22 protein-coding genes are annotated in these 17,283 nt (G+C 71.2%); 9 read left to right on the top strand and 13 right to left on the bottom strand.

Annotation, left to right across the window (positions count from 1 at the left end):
* Positions 1-510: 510 nt before the first annotated feature.
* From dprA to ACZ67M_RS36180, 3 genes are all read left to right on the top strand, one after another.
* Positions 511-1,704 carry a DNA-processing protein DprA gene (gene dprA, locus ACZ67M_RS36170; RefSeq protein WP_469854195.1) on the top strand — a complete coding sequence of 398 codons (1,194 nt, stop codon included), beginning with the start codon at positions 511-513 and terminating at the stop codon, positions 1,702-1,704.
* Between the two features lie 280 nt (positions 1,705-1,984).
* On the top strand, positions 1,985-2,827 hold the full coding sequence (gene whiG, locus ACZ67M_RS36175) for an RNA polymerase sigma factor WhiG (protein WP_469854153.1): 843 nt from the start codon (positions 1,985-1,987) through the stop codon (positions 2,825-2,827).
* A 128-nt stretch (positions 2,828-2,955) separates the two neighbouring features.
* Positions 2,956-3,513: a TetR/AcrR family transcriptional regulator gene (locus ACZ67M_RS36180; protein ID WP_361365532.1), complete on the top strand. Its 558-nt coding sequence runs from the start codon at positions 2,956-2,958 to the stop codon at positions 3,511-3,513.
* Here the strand turns inward: ACZ67M_RS36180 and ACZ67M_RS36185 are convergent.
* Entirely contained in the window at positions 3,467-4,192 is a 726-nt protein-coding gene (locus ACZ67M_RS36185) for a murein hydrolase activator EnvC family protein (RefSeq protein ID WP_469854154.1), read from the bottom strand. The two genes, ACZ67M_RS36180 and ACZ67M_RS36185, sit on opposite strands and share 47 nt — an antisense overlap.
* 270 nt (positions 4,193-4,462) lie before the next feature.
* Here ACZ67M_RS36185 and rpsB point away from each other — a divergent pair, with 270 nt between their 5' ends.
* From rpsB to ACZ67M_RS36210, 5 genes are all read left to right on the top strand, one after another.
* A complete protein-coding gene (gene rpsB / locus ACZ67M_RS36190) occupies positions 4,463-5,380 on the top strand; it encodes a 30S ribosomal protein S2 (RefSeq protein ID WP_361365383.1) in 918 nt (305 codons plus the stop codon).
* 95 nt (positions 5,381-5,475) lie between these two features.
* Entirely contained in the window at positions 5,476-6,312 is an 837-nt protein-coding gene (gene tsf / locus ACZ67M_RS36195) for a translation elongation factor Ts (protein WP_361365386.1), read from the top strand.
* Between the two features lie 206 nt (positions 6,313-6,518).
* Complete coding sequence (gene pyrH, locus ACZ67M_RS36200) at positions 6,519-7,277, top strand: UMP kinase (RefSeq protein WP_064730053.1); 759 nt, start codon at positions 6,519-6,521, stop codon at positions 7,275-7,277.
* A gap of 180 nt (positions 7,278-7,457) precedes the next feature.
* Positions 7,458-8,015, top strand: coding sequence for a ribosome recycling factor (gene frr, locus ACZ67M_RS36205; protein WP_122615154.1), 558 nt, complete (start codon positions 7,458-7,460; stop codon positions 8,013-8,015).
* Positions 8,015-9,139, top strand: coding sequence for a phosphatidate cytidylyltransferase (locus ACZ67M_RS36210; protein WP_385802312.1), 1,125 nt, complete (start codon positions 8,015-8,017; stop codon positions 9,137-9,139). Before frr ends, ACZ67M_RS36210 begins: the two co-directional genes overlap by 1 nt.
* Positions 9,140-9,338: 199 nt before the next feature.
* Here ACZ67M_RS36210 and ACZ67M_RS36215 read toward each other — a convergent pair whose 3' ends face one another.
* The 12 genes from ACZ67M_RS36215 to ACZ67M_RS36270 form a co-directional block, all read right to left on the bottom strand.
* Positions 9,339-10,601: a tyrosine-type recombinase/integrase gene (locus ACZ67M_RS36215; RefSeq protein ID WP_469854155.1), complete on the bottom strand. Its 1,263-nt coding sequence runs from the start codon at positions 10,599-10,601 to the stop codon at positions 9,339-9,341.
* Positions 10,601-10,798, bottom strand: a complete 198-nt coding sequence (locus tag ACZ67M_RS36220) for a helix-turn-helix transcriptional regulator (RefSeq protein WP_391789923.1) — start codon at positions 10,796-10,798, stop codon at positions 10,601-10,603. Before ACZ67M_RS36220 ends, ACZ67M_RS36215 begins: the two co-directional genes overlap by 1 nt.
* 2 nt (positions 10,799-10,800) lie before the next feature.
* Entirely contained in the window at positions 10,801-12,180 is a 1,380-nt protein-coding gene (repSA, locus tag ACZ67M_RS36225) for a replication initiator protein RepSA (RefSeq protein ID WP_469854156.1), read from the bottom strand.
* Positions 12,173-12,358, bottom strand: coding sequence for a hypothetical protein (locus tag ACZ67M_RS36230; protein ID WP_469854157.1), 186 nt, complete (start codon positions 12,356-12,358; stop codon positions 12,173-12,175). Before ACZ67M_RS36230 ends, repSA begins: the two co-directional genes overlap by 8 nt.
* 85 nt (positions 12,359-12,443) lie before the next feature.
* Entirely contained in the window at positions 12,444-12,995 is a 552-nt protein-coding gene (locus tag ACZ67M_RS36235; RefSeq protein WP_469854158.1) for a GGDEF domain-containing protein, read from the bottom strand.
* Between the two features lie 88 nt (positions 12,996-13,083).
* On the bottom strand, positions 13,084-13,407 hold the full coding sequence (locus ACZ67M_RS36240; RefSeq protein ID WP_469854159.1) for a SpdD-like protein: 324 nt from the start codon (positions 13,405-13,407) through the stop codon (positions 13,084-13,086).
* A gap of 12 nt (positions 13,408-13,419) precedes the next feature.
* The gene (locus ACZ67M_RS36245) at positions 13,420-13,575 is read right to left on the bottom strand and encodes a hypothetical protein (RefSeq protein WP_469854160.1); all 156 of its coding nucleotides are present in this window, start codon (positions 13,573-13,575) and stop codon (positions 13,420-13,422) included.
* A gap of 12 nt (positions 13,576-13,587) precedes the next feature.
* Entirely contained in the window at positions 13,588-13,779 is a 192-nt protein-coding gene (locus ACZ67M_RS36250) for a mobile element transfer protein (protein WP_386780413.1), read from the bottom strand.
* Between the two features lies 1 nt (position 13,780).
* Positions 13,781-13,975, bottom strand: a complete 195-nt coding sequence (locus tag ACZ67M_RS36255; protein WP_469854161.1) for a hypothetical protein — start codon at positions 13,973-13,975, stop codon at positions 13,781-13,783.
* A gap of 18 nt (positions 13,976-13,993) precedes the next feature.
* Positions 13,994-14,650, bottom strand: a complete 657-nt coding sequence (locus tag ACZ67M_RS36260; RefSeq protein WP_469854162.1) for a DUF2637 domain-containing protein — start codon at positions 14,648-14,650, stop codon at positions 13,994-13,996.
* An 18-nt stretch (positions 14,651-14,668) separates the two neighbouring features.
* Positions 14,669-16,024 (bottom strand): FtsK/SpoIIIE domain-containing protein, encoded by a 1,356-nt coding sequence (locus tag ACZ67M_RS36265; protein ID WP_469854163.1) that lies wholly within the window; start codon positions 16,022-16,024, stop codon positions 14,669-14,671.
* A gap of 3 nt (positions 16,025-16,027) precedes the next feature.
* The gene (locus ACZ67M_RS36270; RefSeq protein ID WP_469854164.1) at positions 16,028-16,381 is read right to left on the bottom strand and encodes an SCO3933 family regulatory protein; all 354 of its coding nucleotides are present in this window, start codon (positions 16,379-16,381) and stop codon (positions 16,028-16,030) included.
* A gap of 157 nt (positions 16,382-16,538) precedes the next feature.
* Between ACZ67M_RS36270 and ACZ67M_RS36275 the strand changes: the two genes are divergently transcribed.
* Positions 16,539-17,270: an XRE family transcriptional regulator gene (locus ACZ67M_RS36275; protein ID WP_469854165.1), complete on the top strand. Its 732-nt coding sequence runs from the start codon at positions 16,539-16,541 to the stop codon at positions 17,268-17,270.
* Positions 17,271-17,283: the final 13 nt, after the last annotated feature.

Genomic DNA, 17,283 nt, shown 5'->3' on the forward strand with positions numbered 1-17,283 from the left:
GGCGCCCTGTTCGGTCCGGGCGCGTTAGATGGTTCGGATGCCTTGGACGGGGGTGCCGGGGGCGGCGGCGGGTGCGTGGACGCGGGTGCGGTGCCCTGGGGAGGAGGTCCGGTCGCGGGTGAGGCCCCGGTCGGCGTGGGCGGCGGGGGCGGTGGTGCGTGGGAAGCCGCGACGGCCGGGGGCGGCGGACCTGGTGGGGTCCTCCCGTCCGGCGCGGGCGTCTTGGACGCCTCGGATGCCTCGTCCGGCGCGGGCGCTTCGGGTGCTTGGGGCGGGAGTGCCGGGCCCCAGGGCGGGTGGTGGGCCGCGGACGTGACGCCCGGAGAAGAGGATCCGGCTGTGGGGGATGCCCCGCCCGACGTGGGCGCTGAGGGCCCGACCGGCTCTGCGGGCGGGGCCGGGGACGCTGCGGGCGGGGCGCGCCCGATCGGCCGGGTTGGCGGTCCCCTGGACGCTCCGGGCAGAGTCCCACCGGTCTCCCCGGCCGTCGGAGACGGCGTGGACCGAGGCGTGGCCCCGGCCGTGGCGGCAGCCGTCGCCAACCCGGCCCGGGAGGGCGACGTGGACTCCGATCTGCTCGGCCGGGTCTTCCTCACCCGGGTCATCGAGCCCGGCGACGAGACCGGCGGTCGGTGGGTGCGGGAGCGCGGGGTCGCGGAGGTGGTGCGGCGACTGCGTGAGGGCGCGCGTGCCCTGCCGGGGGTGAGCGCGAAGCGGTGGGCCGGGCTGTGCGCGCGGGCGGGCCGGGCCGACCCCCGGAGGGACCTGGCCCTCGCGCGTTCCGCCGGCGTGCGCTTCGTGGCACCCGGCACCGCCGAGTGGCCGGGGCAGCTCGACGACCTCGCGGACGCCCGGCCGCTCGGGCTCTGGGTGCGTGGCGCCCCCAGCCTGCGCATGTGGGCGCTGCGTTCCGTGGCCGTGGTCGGCGCCCGTGCCTGCACCGAGTACGGCGCCCACATGGCGGCCAACCTCGCCGCCGGCCTCGCCGAACGGGGCTGGGTGGTGGTGTCCGGCGGCGCCTACGGGATCGACGGCGCCGCCCACCGGGGCGCCCTCGGCGCGGGCGGAGCCACCGCCGCCGTGCTGGCCTGCGGGGTCGACCGGCCCTACCCGCCGGGGCACACCGGGCTGATCACCAGGATCGCCGAGCAGGGGCTGGTCGTCGGCGAGCTGCCACCCGGTGATCATCCGACGCCGAGCAGATTCATCCTGCGCAACCGCGTGATCGCCGCGCTCACCCGGGGCACCGTCGTCGTCGAGGCCGCCTACCGCAGCGGTTCCCTGGCCACGGCCCGGGCCGCGCAACGCCTGGGCCGGCACACGATGGGCGTGCCCGGGCCCGCCACCAGCGCGCTGTCCGCGGGCGTGCACGAACTGCTGCGCGGCGACGCCGTGCTCGTCAGCGACGCCGCCGAGGTCGTCGAACTGGTCGGCGACATGGGGGAGCTGTCCCCGGAGCGGCGCGGACCGGTCCTGCCCACCGACCTCCTGGAACCCCGGACCCGCCACGTACTGGCCGGACTGCCCGCGCGCGGCACGGTGACGGCGGCCGAGGCGGCACGCCGTGCGCAGACCACGCAGGACGACGCGATCGCGAGACTGTACGAGCTTCGAGCACTTGGTTACGTCGAACGACACGGCGATGGCTGGAAGTTGACACGCCAGGCGATGATCTCGGTCCGCGAGGGTCGGAGTCCCTGCTGACGCACCGTGTTCGGCCGTCCGGGGGAACCCCGACGCCCGTGGGAAATCTGGCAGTTGAGGTATTCGAGTGATCACGCAGAGCGATCATCGTCCCCCCTGTAGAGCGTTCAGCGGAACGTATCTGCGCACGCTCCCCACCCACTCCTTCGCACAACGCGACGGTCCAGTCACGCTACGCTCACGAGGGCCTCACGAACACGCCCGACAACAGGCGACCACCAGACAGCAGACCGGCGGCCTCAGGCGCACCACATCACGGCAGAACGGCACAAGGCGACGAATGCCCCAGCACACCTCCGGGTCCGACCGGGCGGCGGTCCCCCCAGCCGCCCGCGACGGCGGCAGCGTGCGACCGTCCGCCCCCTCGACGCTCGACGAGCTGTGGCGGTCGTACAAGTCGACGGGGGACGAGCGGCTGCGGGAACAGCTGATCCTGCACTACTCGCCCCTGGTGAAGTACGTGGCGGGCCGGGTCAGCGTGGGGCTGCCGCCCAACGTCGAACAGGCCGACTTCGTCTCCTCCGGTGTGTTCGGGCTGATCGACGCGATCGAGAAGTTCGACGTCGACCGCGAGATCAAGTTCGAGACGTACGCGATCACCCGCATCCGCGGCGCGATGATCGACGAACTGCGCGCGCTGGACTGGATCCCCCGCTCGGTGCGGCAGAAGGCGCGCAACGTGGAACGCGCCTACGCGACGCTGGAGGCACGACTGCGCCGCACCCCCTCGGAGAGCGAGGTGGCCGTGGAGATGGGGATCGCGGTCGAGGACCTCCACGCGGTCTTCAGCCAGCTGTCGCTGGCCAACGTGGTGGCCCTGGAGGAGCTGCTGCACGCGGGGAGCGAGGGCGGCGACCGGCTCAGCCTCATGGACACCCTGGAGGACACCGCCGCCGACAACCCCGTGGAGGTCGCCGAGGACCGTGAGCTGCGCCGGCTGCTGGCACGGGCGATCAACACGCTGCCGGAGCGCGAGAAGACCGTCGTCACCCTGTACTACTACGAGGGCCTCACACTCGCCGAGATCGGCAACGTGCTGGGTGTGACGGAGAGCCGGGTCAGCCAGATCCACACCAAGTCGGTGTTGCAGCTGCGCGCAAAGCTGGCCGGTTTCGGCCGTTGAGCTGGGCTTATGGCTTCGCGAAGCCGCCCGTCGCCATCCGCTCGACGGCCGTGCGGCCGGGTGACCGTCTCCCGCACGGGGTGACGCGTCCGTAAAGTGGTGGCGTGCCAAGGATTCGAGCGGCCTCCGTGGCCGAGCACCGGTCGATGCAGCGTGCCGCCCTGCTGGACGCGGCACGCTCCCTGCTGTCCGACGGCGGAACGGAGGCGCTGACCTTCCCCGCCCTCGCCGAACGGACGGGCCTCGCCCGGTCGTCGGTCTACGAGTACTTCCGGTCCCGCGCGGCCGTCGTCGAGGAGCTGTGCGCCGTCGACTTCCCGGTCTGGGCGGCCGAGGTCGAGGCGGCGATGGAGCGCGAGACGACCCCCGAGGCCAAGGTCGAGGCGTATGTGCGCACCCAGCTCGACCTGGTCGGGGACCGGCGCCACCGCGCGGTCGTGGCCATCTCCGCCAGTGAGCTGGACGCCGGCGCGCGGGAGAAGATCCGGGCGGCGCACGGCGGGCTGATCGCCATGATCGTCGAGGCTCTGGCGGAGATGGGCCACGCCGAGCCCAGGCTCGCGGCGATGCTGCTCCAGGGCGTCGTGGACGCGGCCGTGCGGCGGATCGAACTGGGTGCGGCCGAGGAGCCCGGGGCGATCACCCGGGCGGCGGTCTCCATGGCGCTGCGGGGCGTGCGCGGCTGATCGCCCATGGCTCGCCGGACCGGTCTGCGGACGGGGCTGCGGACCGGACCCCGGGCTGCCCTTCGGACGGTTCTCCGGGCAGCGGCACCCCCAGGACCGGCAGCAGTCTCGACGGCCCCGAGTCCAGCAGCCACGGCGGGAGCAGGGAGAGCGGGTCGAGGTAGACGTCCCCGCGCAGCAGGCCCCAGTGCAGGCAGGCCGTGCAGTGCGAGCCCGTCGGCTCGACCGTGCCGAGCACCTCGCCCGCCGCCACCTCGTCGCCCTCGCGTACCGAGGCCGCGACCGGCTCGTACGTGGTGCGCAGGGGCGGGTCGCCGGTACCCGTCAGTTCCAGTGAGACGACGCCCCTGCCCGCCACCCGCCCCGCGAAGGACACCCGTCCCGCCGCCACCGCCCGCACCGGGGTGCCGCCCGTCGCGGCGAGGTCCACACCCCGGTGACCAGGACCGTAGGCGTCGGCCGGGGGCTCCCACCCGCGCAGGACCGCGGGCCGGGTGCCCACCGGCCACCACCGGGCCACGGCCGGCACCGAAGGATCCGGACCTCGCCCCACGACCGCCGACGGCACCACCGACGCCGCCCGCGCGGCGCCGAACGGCGCCGGGGCCAGGACGGCCGACAGCAGCACCACCCACGTACACGCACACACGCACGCACTCACGCTTCGCCTCGCTCGCATGCGAGAACCGTCCCGCACGGAGCGGGCCTCCGTGCGGGCCTGTGGACCGCCGCCCGGTTGTGGACAGCCGCGTCACCCGGTACCCCTCCGGTCCCGTACACTTCTGGTGGCGATCCGGGTCACCGGGTCGACTTCGCACGCCCCGACACGACGCCTTCCAAGGCGCGTGTCAGCGCCCCTCGGTCCCTTGCGGCACGGCGCACAGCGGGCGTCAGGCGCGCGAGCCGTCCGGCTTGCGCGGCACAACCGAGAAAACCAAGGAGAACGGCCATGGCCGTCGTCACGATGCGGGAGCTGCTGGAAAGCGGCGTCCACTTCGGTCACCAGACCCGTCGCTGGAACCCGAAGATGAAGCGCTTCATCTTCACCGAGCGCAACGGCATCTACATCATCGACCTGCTCCAGTCGCTGTCGTACATCGACCGCGCCTACGAGTTCGTCAAGGAGACCGTCGCCCACGGCGGCACGGTCATGTTCGTCGGCACGAAGAAGCAGGCGCAGGAGGCCATCGCCGAGCAGGCCACCCGCGTCGGCATGCCCTACGTCAACCAGCGCTGGCTGGGCGGCATGCTCACCAACTTCTCGACCGTCTACAAGCGCCTGCAGCGCCTGAAGGAGCTCGAGCAGATCGACTTCGAGGACGTGGCCGCCTCCGGCCTCACCAAGAAGGAGCTGCTGGTCCTCTCCCGCGAGAAGGCCAAGCTGGAGAAGACCCTCGGCGGTATCCGCGAGATGTCCAAGGTGCCCAGCGCCGTCTGGATCGTGGACACCAAGAAGGAGCACATCGCGGTCGGCGAGGCCCGGAAGCTCAACATCCCGGTCGTCGCCATCCTCGACACCAACTGCGACCCCGACGAGGTCGACTACAAGATCCCGGGCAACGACGACGCGATCCGCTCCGTCACCCTGCTCACCCGCGTGATCGCCGACGCCGTCGCCGAGGGCCTCATCGCCCGCTCCGGCGCCGCCGGTGGTGCCAAGGGTGAGAAGGCCGCCGGCGAGCCGCTCGCCGAGTGGGAGCGCGACCTGCTCGAGGGCGAGAAGAAGGACGAGGCCGTCGAGGCCGCCGCCGAGGCGCCCGCCCCCGACGCCAAGGTCTCCGAGGCCGTCGAGGAGGCCGCCACCGAGGTGGCCGCCGACGCCGACAAGCCCGCCGAGGCCCCGGCCGCGGACGCCGAGCAGGCCTGACCCCTCACCACCTTCGGGTTCTGGACGGCGGGGGCCCACGAAGCCCCCGCCGTCCGGCCCGTAGATCTTCGGACTTCGAGAGAGATTCCTGAATCATGGCGAACTACACCGCCGCCGACGTCAAGAAGCTTCGTGAGCTCACCGGCGCCGGCATGATGGACTGCAAGAAGGCGCTGGACGAGGCCGAGGGCAACGTCGAGAAGGCCGTCGAGGCGCTCCGCATCAAGGGCCAGAAGGGCGTCGCCAAGCGCGAGGGCCGCTCCGCCGAGAACGGTGCCGTCGTCTCGATCATCGCCGACGACAACACCTCCGGTGTCCTGGTCGAGCTGAAGTGCGAGACGGACTTCGTCGCCAAGGGTGACAAGTTCCAGAACGTCGCCAAGGCCATCGCCGAGCACATCGCCAAGGCCGCCCCGGCGGACCTGGAGGCCCTGCTCGCCTCCGAGATCGAGGCCGGCAAGACCGTCCAGGCCTTCGTGGACGAGGCCAACGCCAACCTCGGCGAGAAGATCGTCCTGGACCGCTTCGCGCAGTTCTCCGGCGGCTTCGTGACCGCGTACATGCACCGTACGATGCCCGACCTGCCCCCGCAGATCGGTGTCCTCGTCGAGCTGGACAAGCCGAACGCCGAGATCGCCAAGGGCGTCGCCCAGCACATCGCCGCCTTCGCGCCGAAGTACCTCTCCAAGGAGGACGTCCCGGCCGAGGTCGTCGAGTCCGAGCGCCGCGTCGCCGAGGAGACCACCCGCGCCGAGGGCAAGCCCGAGGCCGCCCTGCCGAAGATCGTCGAGGGTCGCCTCAACGGCTTCTTCAAGGACGCGACCCTGCTGGGCCAGCCCTACGCCCTGGACAACAAGAAGTCCGTCCAGAAGGTGCTGGACGAGGCCGGTGTCACCCTGAAGCGCTTCTCGCGCATCAAGGTCGGCATCTGAGTCCGTACCGCGACGGACGCTCGACCCCGGTAGGGTCGACAGCAGTCGTCGGCGCCGTTCGCGCAGGCCGTGGCGCACGCGCGCGTGGCGGCGGACGACAGCAGATCTGACGAGGAGGCCATTGCCGCGTATGGGATGCGAAACACGCCCCCACCGGCAGTGGCCTTCTTCGTGTGTGTGACCCACGTAAAAGAGGCGAGATCTCCATGACCACCAAGGCCGAGAAGAGCGACGACGGCAAAGTACGCGGCCGCTTCATGCTGAAGCTGTCCGGAGAGGCCTTCTCCGGCGGTGGCGGCCTGGGCGTCGACCCCGACGTGGTGCACGCCATCGCCCGCGAGATCGCGGCCGTCGTACGCGACGGCGCCGAGATCGCCGTCGTCATCGGCGGCGGCAACTTCTTCCGCGGGGCCGAACTCCAGGTGCGCGGCATGGACCGCGCCCGCTCCGACTACATGGGCATGCTCGGCACCGTGATGAACTGCCTGGCCCTCCAGGACTTCCTGGAGAAGGAGGGCGTCGACTGCCGCGTGCAGACCGCCATCACCATGGGCCAGGTCGCCGAGCCCTACATCCCGCTGCGCGCCGTGCGCCACCTGGAGAAGGGCCGCGTGGTCATCTTCGGCGCCGGAATGGGCATGCCCTACTTCTCCACCGACACCACCGCCGCCCAGCGCGCCCTGGAGATCGACGCCGAGGCGCTGCTCATGGGCAAGAACGGTGTGGACGGGGTCTACGACTCCGACCCCAAGACCAACCCGGACGCCGTGAAGTTCGACGCGCTCGGCTACGGCGAGGTCATCACCCGCGACCTCAAGGTCGCCGACGCCACCGCCGTCACCCTCTGCCGCGACAACAGCCTCCCGATCGTGGTCTTCGAGCTGTTGAAGGAGGGCAATATCGCCCGCGCCGTCAAGGGTGAGAAGATCGGCACGCTCGTGGGTGACCAGGGCACCCGGGACTGACCGGAGAACACCCCCTGTCCGCGGACGCCACCTGTCCGGGGGACGGACGGGACGGGGCCGGGCCGGGGGATGGACAATGTCCCGCCGGTCGGGAACCGTGCAGGAAGAACGCGACGCAGCCGGCCGCCGCCCCGCCAGGGGACCGCAGCCGGGCCTACTCAAGACACGCAGGAGCAAGTGGTGATCGAAGAGACCCTCCTCGAGGCCGAGGAGAAGATGGAGAAGGCCGTCGTGGTCGCCAAGGAGGACTTCGCCGCGATCCGCACCGGCCGTGCGCACCCGGCGATGTTCAACAAGATCGTGGCCGACTACTACGGCGCGCTGACGCCGATCAACCAGCTGGCCTCGTTCTCCGTGCCCGAGCCGCGCATGGCCGTGGTGACGCCCTTCGACAAGAGCGCCCTGCGCAACATCGAACAGGCGATCCGCGACTCCGACCTGGGCGTCAACCCTAGCAACGACGGCAACATCATCCGAGTGGTGTTCCCCGAGCTGACCGAGGAGCGCCGCCGCGACTACATCAAGGTCGCCAAGACCAAGGGCGAGGACGCCAAGGTGTCCATCCGCTCCGTGCGCCGCAAGGCCAAGGACGCCATCGACAAGCTGATCAAGGACGGCGAGGTCGGCGAGGACGAGGGCCGCCGTGCGGAGAGCGAGCTCGAGCAGACCACCTCGAAGTACGTCGCCCAGGTGGACGAGCTCCTCAAGCACAAGGAAGCGGAGCTGCTCGAGGTCTGATGAACGACTCTTCCTGGGGAGCGCCGCCACAAGCCGGGTACTGGGGGCCGTCCGACGGGGGACCTGTCCAGGGCGCTGCCCCGGCGGGTCCCGCATACGATGCGCAGTACGCGCAGCAGACTCGGCCCATGCCCATCGTGCCCGACGTACCCGAACACGGCGGTGACCAGGACGACGACCGGGGGGCCGCTCGGGCGAGCGGCCCCCTGTTCCAGACCCCGCCGGCGCAGCCGTACGCGGCGGTGCCGCAGAATCCGGAGCCCATGCCCGACGCCCCGCAGCCGGCGCAGTCCCAGCCGCCGCCGAAGAAGACCGCGGGGCGCGACCTGGGCGCGGCGATAGGGGTCGGCGTCGGACTCGGCGCCGTCATCATCGCGTCGCTGTTCGTCGTCAAGGCCGTCTTCGTCGGCGTGGTCGCGGTCGCGGTCGTCGTGGGCCTGTGGGAGCTGACCAAGCGGCTGGAGGAGCGCAAGGGCATCAAGGCGCCGCTCGTGCCGCTGGCGATCGGCGGCGCGGCGATGGTGGTCGCCGGGTACGCGCGAGGTGCCGAGGGTGCGTGGGTCGCCATGGCGCTCACGGCGCTGGCGGTGCTCGTGTGGCGGATGACCGAGCCGCCGGAGGGCTACCTCAAGGACGTCACGGCAGGTCTCTTCGCGGCGTTCTACGTGCCCTTCCTGGCCACGTTCGTCACGATGATGCTGATGGCCGACGACGGCGCGCAGCGCGTGCTGACCTTCCTGTTGCTCACGGTCGTCAGCGACACCGGTGCCTATGCCGTCGGCTGGCGCTTCGGCAGGACCAAGCTCGCCCCGCGCATCAGCCCCGGCAAGACCCGCGAGGGCCTGCTGGGAGCGGTGGCCTTCGCGATGGCGGCCGGCGCGCTGTGCATGCAGTTCATGATCGAGGACGGCGTCTGGTGGCAGGGCCTGCTGCTCGGCCTCGCGGTCGCCGTCAGCGCCACGCTGGGCGACCTCGGCGAGTCCATGATCAAGCGCGACCTCGGCATCAAGGACATGGGCACCCTCCTGCCGGGCCACGGCGGCATCATGGACCGCCTGGACTCCCTCCTGCCGACGGCGCCGGTGGTGTGGCTGCTGTTGGTGATCTTCGTGGGGTCCGGCTGATCCGGCCGGCGTGAGCCCGCAGAACAGGTTTCACCTGCACGTTCTTCGCGAGAGACCCGTTGTCCACAGGGCGGCGGGTCTCTTCTCATATGTCTGCGACACTGGTACAGCCATGCCTAAGCCCGGAGAACTTGCAGTAGCCGGGCAGCAATAAGCCCCCTACCAGCGCGTTCGGCGCGGATAGGGGGCCTTGTTCTGGCTACTGGGCCGTTTCTGGGCCGTCAGGCTCGCGCGGGGCCGGGAGAAGCACCCGATCGACGGCCTTCCTCGTACGCTCCTGGCTCGACGGCATGAGGTGCGCGTAGACCCGCAGCGTCAGCCCGGGGTCGGCGTGTCCCAGGTACTCGCTTACGGTCTTGATGCTCTCGCCGGCGTCCAGGAGCACCGAGGCGTAGAAGTGCCTCAGTGCGTGCATGCCGTGCTCACGAGCGGACTGATACTTGCCGTTCTCACCGGCCGCCGCGATCAGACCGGCCGCCGCGAGGGCGGGCTTCCACTCCTGACTGTTGAAGTTGCTGCGCCAGACGAGCCCGCTCGCGGTGTTCGTGAACAGGAGACGGGCCGACACCTTTGGACCGTCCGGCTTGCGCCAGGGCAACGTGATCTCAACCGGCTTGAAGGCGTCCAGGTGTGCCCGCAGGGCCTCAGCCACCGACGGCGGCAAAGGTACGTCCCGCTCCTTGTTGCACTTCGGAGGGGCGAACACGGCCTTGCCCCGGATCAGCTTCACCTGCCGGACGATTCGGATGATGCCGCCGTCGAAGTCGAGCGCATCCTCAGCCAGCCCCACGATCTCGCCCTGACGGAGCCCGCACCCGGCGCCCACGTCCACCATGGGCCGGTAGCGCCGGGGGAGTGCTGCACGGACCGCCTGAACCTGGGCGGGCAGCCACGGCACGACACGGCGCTGCTCAGCGGCCGGCGGACGGACCGACTTCGCGGAGCACGGGTTCCGGGGCAATAGCCCATCGTCGACGGCCGCACTGAGGACGGCCCGCACGTCGCCATAGATGTTCCGCGCGTAGCCGCCACTCACGGCCGGGTCGTTCTCCAGCGCGCTCACCAGGCCTCGGATGTGCTCCGGGCGGAACGAGTCCAGCGGCCGAGAGCCGATCAGTCGGAACGCGTGCAGACGCAACCGCTGCTCGACCACGACCTGACTGGCCGGGTCGATGCCGTGCGCCTTGAGCCACTTCTCGGCGTAGCTCTTGAAGGTGATCCGGGCCGCACGCGGGTCGATGTACCGACCGCGGGACATGTCCGACGCGATGTCGGTGAGCCACTGTTCGGCGAGGCGCTTCTGTCGGTCCGGGAAGCTCTTGGACTTCTCCGTGCCGTCGGGGCCGACGTACCGGGCCCGATAGCGCAGGCCGGTGCCGTGGCGGTCGGTCTTGACCTTGAGGGTCTTGCCGTCGGAGCCGGTCTCGGACCGGTACCAGCGGTCTTGGATGTGTCCGGCCATCAGGCGGCCTCTCCGATCTGGGAGTCGACCCAGGCCCGCACGTCGGTGGGGTCAAAGCGGAGGTGCCGGCCGACGCGGAAGCCGCGGGGACCGGTGCGCTTGCGGCGCCACTGGTAGACCGTCTCGACGCTGGGCAGCTCGAACATCTCGACCAGGTCCTCAGGGGTCAGGAACCGGTTCGGCAGCTGTGAGGCCATGGTCAGCACTCCCTTTCGTCGGCGAGTTGGTCGCGCAGGGCTTCGCGGGCGGTTGCGCGGTTGAGCTGGAGGCCGCGGGCGATGGTGGCGGCTAGGGCGGATTCACCGGGGGTGTGGCCGTGGCCCGCGTACTGCCAATCGGCCAGGACTAGGACGGTGTCCGGCTCGCGGTTGTCATCTAGGCCGAGGGCGGCGTGCTCCTGGGTGGCGCGGTAGTCGGCGCGTGCCTGGCGGAGTGCGCCGAGGGTGGTCGAGTAGCGCCGGGACTTGGAGGAGAAGTGGCCGCGGAAGCCGAGCATGTGCGCCCAGGCCCACAACCGGCGGTCCGGGTACAGCGGATCGAGGGCGCGGCAGGCGGTGATGAGTCGGCGGGTGTGGTCGGGGACGCCGTGGCGGTCGAGCTCGGAGAGTTCGCCGATGCGGCGGTCGAGGGTGCCGGTGTTCTCGGCGGCCTTGGTGGCGTACTTCGCGACGTAGGAGGCGACGGCCTGTTCTGTGATCTCCGAGCCGTCCCCGAATGCCTTGACCGGACGGACGTCGAGCTGGGGGCCCCACCGGAAGGTCCGGGCCGGTTGCCCCTCGGCGGCCGGGACGGAGACCGAGGTGTAGGAGTGCGCGGCGGCGGCGCGGATCGCGTCGGCGAGCAGCTGCACGGTGGCCCAGGACGGCGGCGGGGTGTCCGGCCCATCGGGTCCGTCGAGGCGGATCACGGCGTGAAAGTGCAGGGCGCCGCGTTTCTGGAACTCGGCGACCTTGCCGTATGACAGCCGGGCCCGCTCTTTCAGCTCCCGTTGGGTGAGGCCGGCGCGGGCGGCGAGCTCGCGGCGGAGCCGGTTGGTGAAGCGCTGCCAGAGCTGTCCGGCATGGTTATTGAACAGCACCGCGCCCGCGTAGTCGTACGTCTCCACGTCCAGGGCGGTGCCCAGTTCCGAGGCGTCCGGGGCATGGCGAGCACCGCAGCGGCAGACGCCATGGTCGGGCCGGTTGTGCACGCGGCCGAAGGACGGGGCGGTGAGTGTGGCGAAGACGCGGGGGTGATCGCGGACGGTGGCGGGGATGTCGCGGCGGTTGTCACCGGCCAGGCCCGCGCGGATGAGGTGGTAGGTGTCGCCCGCGTAGGTCCAGGCGCAGGATGGGCAGCGCGATGCCCGCCGGTTGCCGCAGGCGACGCGGAGTCGCCCGCCCGGCTCACCCTCGGTGGAGTAGTGGTGGAGGGTCTGGCCGGTGGTCTTGTCCTTGGTCAGGGTCCAGCCAGTCAGGTGGATTGGGTCGGCGCAGCCGCCGGTGCGGCGGATCTGTTCTTCCCAGCGGTGGTAGTCGACGGCCGAAGCCACCCTCAGCAGGTCGCCAAGGGTGGCCGGGTCGAGCAGCGTCTCAGGCACCAGCACCCTCCCGGACGATGCGGGCGGGAACGGTGCCGGTGCCGTGGCAGGTCGGGCAGTGCGCCGTGATGGTGCGCAGGTGACCGCGCGGGTCGCGGCCGCCGAGGGTGACGGCGACGGAGGCGAAGCCGTCGCAGTGCGGGCAGATACGTCGTGCGGGCGGGGTGTGCTGGGCCATGATGGGGGTTCCTTTCGATTGCGGTTGGAAGGAACGGCCCCGGGTGGCGGCGTGCTTGGCGGCTTGTGCGCCACCCGGTGGCCGGTCAGTGAGAGAGGCGCGAGCCCCGGCGGCCACGGCCCTTGGCCGCGTACATGGCCGTATCGGCGGCGGCGAGTGCATCGGTCAGCAGCGGCACCGGCAGCTCGGCGAGACGGCAGATTCCGACCGACGCGGCCAGCGGCAGCGATACGCCGTTGTAGGGCAGCGGCCGGTGCAGGTCGGTGATCAGCGCGTCGAGGTCGGCGGCGGCCAGGTCATGGACGACGGCGACGAACTCATCCCCGCCCAGGCGTCCGGCGGTGCCGTGGCGTCCGCACCAGGCGCGGAGTCGGTCGGCGGTGGCGACGAGGGCGGCGTCCCCGGCGGCGTGGCCGTGGGTGTCGTTGAGGGTCTTGAAGTGGTCGAGGTCGACTAGGAGCACGGCGGCGGCCGGGTGCCGGCGGATGCAGTGTTCGGCGCGGGCGGTCCATCCGGCGCGCGTGTGCAGACCGGTCAGCGGGTCGCGGCGGGCGGAGGCGAGCCGGTGGGCGAGGACGCTCCCATGCACGGCCCAGCCCAGTAACGGCACCAGGGCGGCGGCGATCTGCAGATCCATGATGTTCCCCTTGGCGATGGCGGTTGGCGGAGCGTGGTCCCGGAAGGCGGCGGCGTGCTGGCGGCTTGTGCGTCGCCTCCGGGACCGGTCAGCGGCGGTGTTGCGAGGCGAGCAGCGAGCGCAGGACGACGGCGCAGACGGCGACCGAGGCGGCGGTGATGGCGACCGCCAGGAGCATGGAGACCAGGACGGCGCCGATGACCAGGACCATGGCGGTGCCGCCGCCGACCAGGGCGAGCGCGGTGCTGGGGGTGAGCTGGACCGTGGGCCGGGAGGGAACCGGGGCCGGGGCGGCGGGGGCCGGCGGCGTGGGCGGGGTGCCGGGGGTGATGGTGGTCGGCTCGACGACGACCGCGGGCGGGATCACGGTGCCGGTGGGCTGGGGCATGGTCGGGAGCTTGGGCCGGAACATCAGGGGATCTCCTTACTTGACGGCGGTGCCGATGACCGGGGCGAGGGCGCTGTCAGCGAGGAGGAACCCGCCGAGGAGAAGCACGCCGATGAGCCACCAGGGCGGGCGGATGAGCTTGACGCCGAGGACTCCAACGCAGAGCAGGGCGAACCAGAGCGGGACATCCATGACTGTGGCCTCCTAGCGGACCTTGCAGCGGTGGGTGCGGGCGGCGAGCTGTGCGGCGGACTGGCTGGAGTAGTCGGCGGACCAGCCGCAGCCGTCTGAGCTGCATACGGCGGCGTGCTTGGTGTGGCCATTGCGGTCACGGTGGGTGCCGATCTGTACCGGGCCGATCCGCATCACGGAGTGGAAGAAGTCGCGGGCGGGCATGTCAGTCGGTCTCCGTTCGGGTCAGGTTCGGGTCGGGGAAGGCGGCGCGGATACCGGCGGCGGTGGCCGTGTCGGCGGTGAGTCGGGCAGCTTCCTCGGCGAGGAGGTGGGCGAGGAACGGCCGGTTGGTGGCGGCCATCTCGCGGGCAGCGTCGAGGTGGTCGGCGGCAGTCAGGTCGGCCGGGTTCACGAGCATGAGGTGTCTCCCTTCGGGTCAGCCGAGCTGGGCGGCGATGGCGTCAGCCAGGTTCGGCGGGACGCCGAGGCGGGCGCGCAGGGTGTCGGTGTCGATCCGGGCACCGGTCCGCTCCTCGTGGTCGGCGGCGACCTTGCGGGCGTGGTCCACCAGCGCGGCCGGGACCGGAACGGCCGGCGGTGCCGGGGCCGGATCGGCGGCCGGGAGGGCGGGGGTGTCGTCGACGGGCGCCACCGGTTCCGGACCCGGCTCAGCGGTAGCGACCGGCTCGGACTCCATCTCGGGCGTGGGCTCCGGGTCCGGGGCGTGACCTGCGGGTGAGTGGGCGAGGAGGGTGCCGCCCATGAAGGCCAGGGCGGGCCAGGCGGCGACGAGGATGCGCAGCCAGGCCGGAACGTCGCCCAGGTCGAGGAGTCCGGCGGTGGCGACGTTGGCGCCGAGCGAGGCGACCAGGGCGATCAGGAACCAGCACCAGGCCAGCCGGGATGGCCCGTCCGAGCGCAGCCGACGCCAGGCGGCGACCAACAGTAGGTCCACCGAGACTGGGTAGGCCCATGCCTTCCAGCCGTCCTGTCCGGCAGCGGCAGCCAGGTCGTGCAGGTGGGCAAAGGACAGGGCACCGGCGATGACCGCCTGGACCAGGACGGCGTCCACGCGCAGCGACGAACGGGGCATGACGAACCTCCGGGAAGGTCAGGCGGCGGCTGGCGCCGACTCCACGGCCGGGGCCGGAACCGGGGCAAGGGGACCGAGGGCAGGGCGGAACGGCGCGAGGACGGGCAGGTCCGGAGTCAGGTCGGCGTGCCGGTTGCAGGTGTTGACGGCCTGGCGCAGCGAGGTGTGCGGCGCGCGGATGCGGGCCCAGCCGCCGGTCGAGTCGCCTGTGATGGCGACGCCGGGGGTGTCGGTGGGGATCTGGATCGCGGCCAGGACGGCGTCCGGGGCGATGTCGCCGAGGGCCATGTTCGCCGAGGATTCGTCGTTGACGCGGTGGGCGGTGCGGCCGGTGAGCTGGGCGCGAAGCATGGTGATGCCCTTGCCGAGTTCGGAGCCGAAGCGCTGCCCGCAGATCTCCAGATAGATGCCGGCCGCGCGGCCGAGCTGGGCGAGACGGGCCAGGGCGGTGATGATCCGGTCCCGCCGCTTCTCCTCCTCCTTGGTGGCAAAGAGGGCGAGTTCGGCCACCTCGTCGACCAGGACCACGATCGGCACCGGCCGCAGGTCCTCGGGCAGGTCCCAGATATCTGCGGCGATCTCCGCATCGGGCACGTCCGCGGTGATCCGCTGTTCGGCCCGGATGAGCTGATACACGTCCTGCATAAGCGACACGAGGGCGTCGAGGAGTTCGGCGGCGGTGTCGGGGTTGTCGGCGAGCGCGGAAAACCGGCGGGCCAGCGGGAACAGCTCAACGCCTTGCTTGCAGTCGATGCCCACCAGGGCGACCCGTTGCGGCGCGAGCGCGGCCACGAGGTTGCGCTGATAGACGGACTTGCCGGACTCCGTGGCACCGAGGGTGAGGGCATGCGGCACGGTGCGGTAGTCGCGATAGTGGACGGCTCCGTCCTCGCGCAGGGCGACCGGGACCCGCATCGGCCGGGTGTCGACCAGGACGGGCATCTGCACGCGCTTGAGCACGTCATAGCCGGTCATACGAACCTCGACGACACCCGAGCGCAGTTCACGGGAGGTGACCCCGTACATGGCGAACGAGTGCCGCAGCCGGTCACACGAGGCCGCCACGTCGAAGGCGTCCTGACCGGGCCGAAGCTTCAACCGCAGCGTCAGGCCGGTACGGGTCACCCGGACCCGCAGGATGCGCGGGGCGCGCGGGCCGGGAACGGGCCGGTTGGTCATCCGGGCCAGCGTCAGACGCCAGCGGGGAGCCGGGACGGTGAGGCCGCAAGCATCCATGACCGAGCCGTAGCGGACCAGGACCCGCAGCGTGGCGAGGGCAACCCCAAAGGTCAGCCAGTACCAGGCGGGACGCCGCCACCGCAGGAGACCCGCAGCGGCGACGGCCAGCACCAGGGCGACGATCAGCCACGTCATGGCTCAGGCCGCCTTCGAGGCCGAGCCCGCAGCGGCCAGCGAGGTGACCGCGACCGCGCGGAAGGCGATCCCGTGCCGCTTCTGGCCGTTGAACTCGTTCTCCCACGGCGAGGCGACCAGGCCGGTCAGGACCACTGGGGTGCCCATGGCCAGGTCCTCGGAGACGCCGGACTGCGGAACGGTGAGCTTGAGGATCTCCACCTCGTCGGGCGTGGAGAACATGACCTCCACGACCATCAGGGTGGCACCGTCCTTGTCGAGGGCGATCTCACCGGTGCGGCGGTCCTTCACCTTGGGCTGCGGGGCCTTGGCGACCATCACGGTGGCGTTGGCGGTGTCCACCAAAATCTGACGCATCGTCTTGTCTCCTGTATCGGCGTGATGTTGACCGACATCCCGTCGGTGAGATCAGGAGACCTTGGGGGAGGGTGGACGCATCACCGTCCGTGTGGACGTTTGGGGACGTCTGAGCTACCGTCAAAACGTCCCTAGTGATCCCAGCGGAGGGCACGCCATGGCGAACGAGCGTCTGCGCGCGGCAATTTCGGCGAAGGGCGAGACGATCCAGTCCGTTGCCGAGCACGTCGGAGTGGATCCGAAGAGCGTCGAGCGGTGGATCACCACCGGCCGCACTCCGCACCGCGGGCACCGCTGGAAGGCGGCGAGCCTCCTCGGAGTCGATGAGGTCTACATCTGGCCGTCCGTGGAGAAGCAGGCGGAGAAGGCCAGCACGTCCGAGCTGATCACGTACTACCCGCACCGTGGCGCGGTGCCAGCTGCCCTCTGGTCATCCCTGATCGAGAAGGCGGCGGACCAGGTTGACATCCTCGTGTACGCCGGACTGTTCCTCTTCGACAGCAATCCGGACCTGCCCGACCAGCTGGCCGAGAAGGCGAAGGCCGGCGCCCAGGTCCGCATCCTGCTTGGAGACCCCGACTCCGGAGCGGTCCGCCAGCGCGGCGAAGAGGAGGGCATCGGCAACGACCTGGCCGCACGTGCCCGCATCACCCGGCGCTACCTCGAACCCGCCATGTCGACGCCCGGTGTTGAAGTCCGGCTGCACGACACGATCCTCTACAACTCGATCTACCGGTTCGACGAGGACGTTCTCGTGAACCCCCACGTCCTCGGAGCTCCCGCCGGCCAGAACCCGGTGATGCACTTCCGGTACCTCCCCGGAGCGCGGACCTTCCGGCACTACATGCGGAGCTTCGACTACGCATGGGAGCGGGGCCGGGAGGCGTAGTAAGCGCCGGACG

The organism is Streptomyces sp. NPDC107500 (assembly GCF_055582785.1).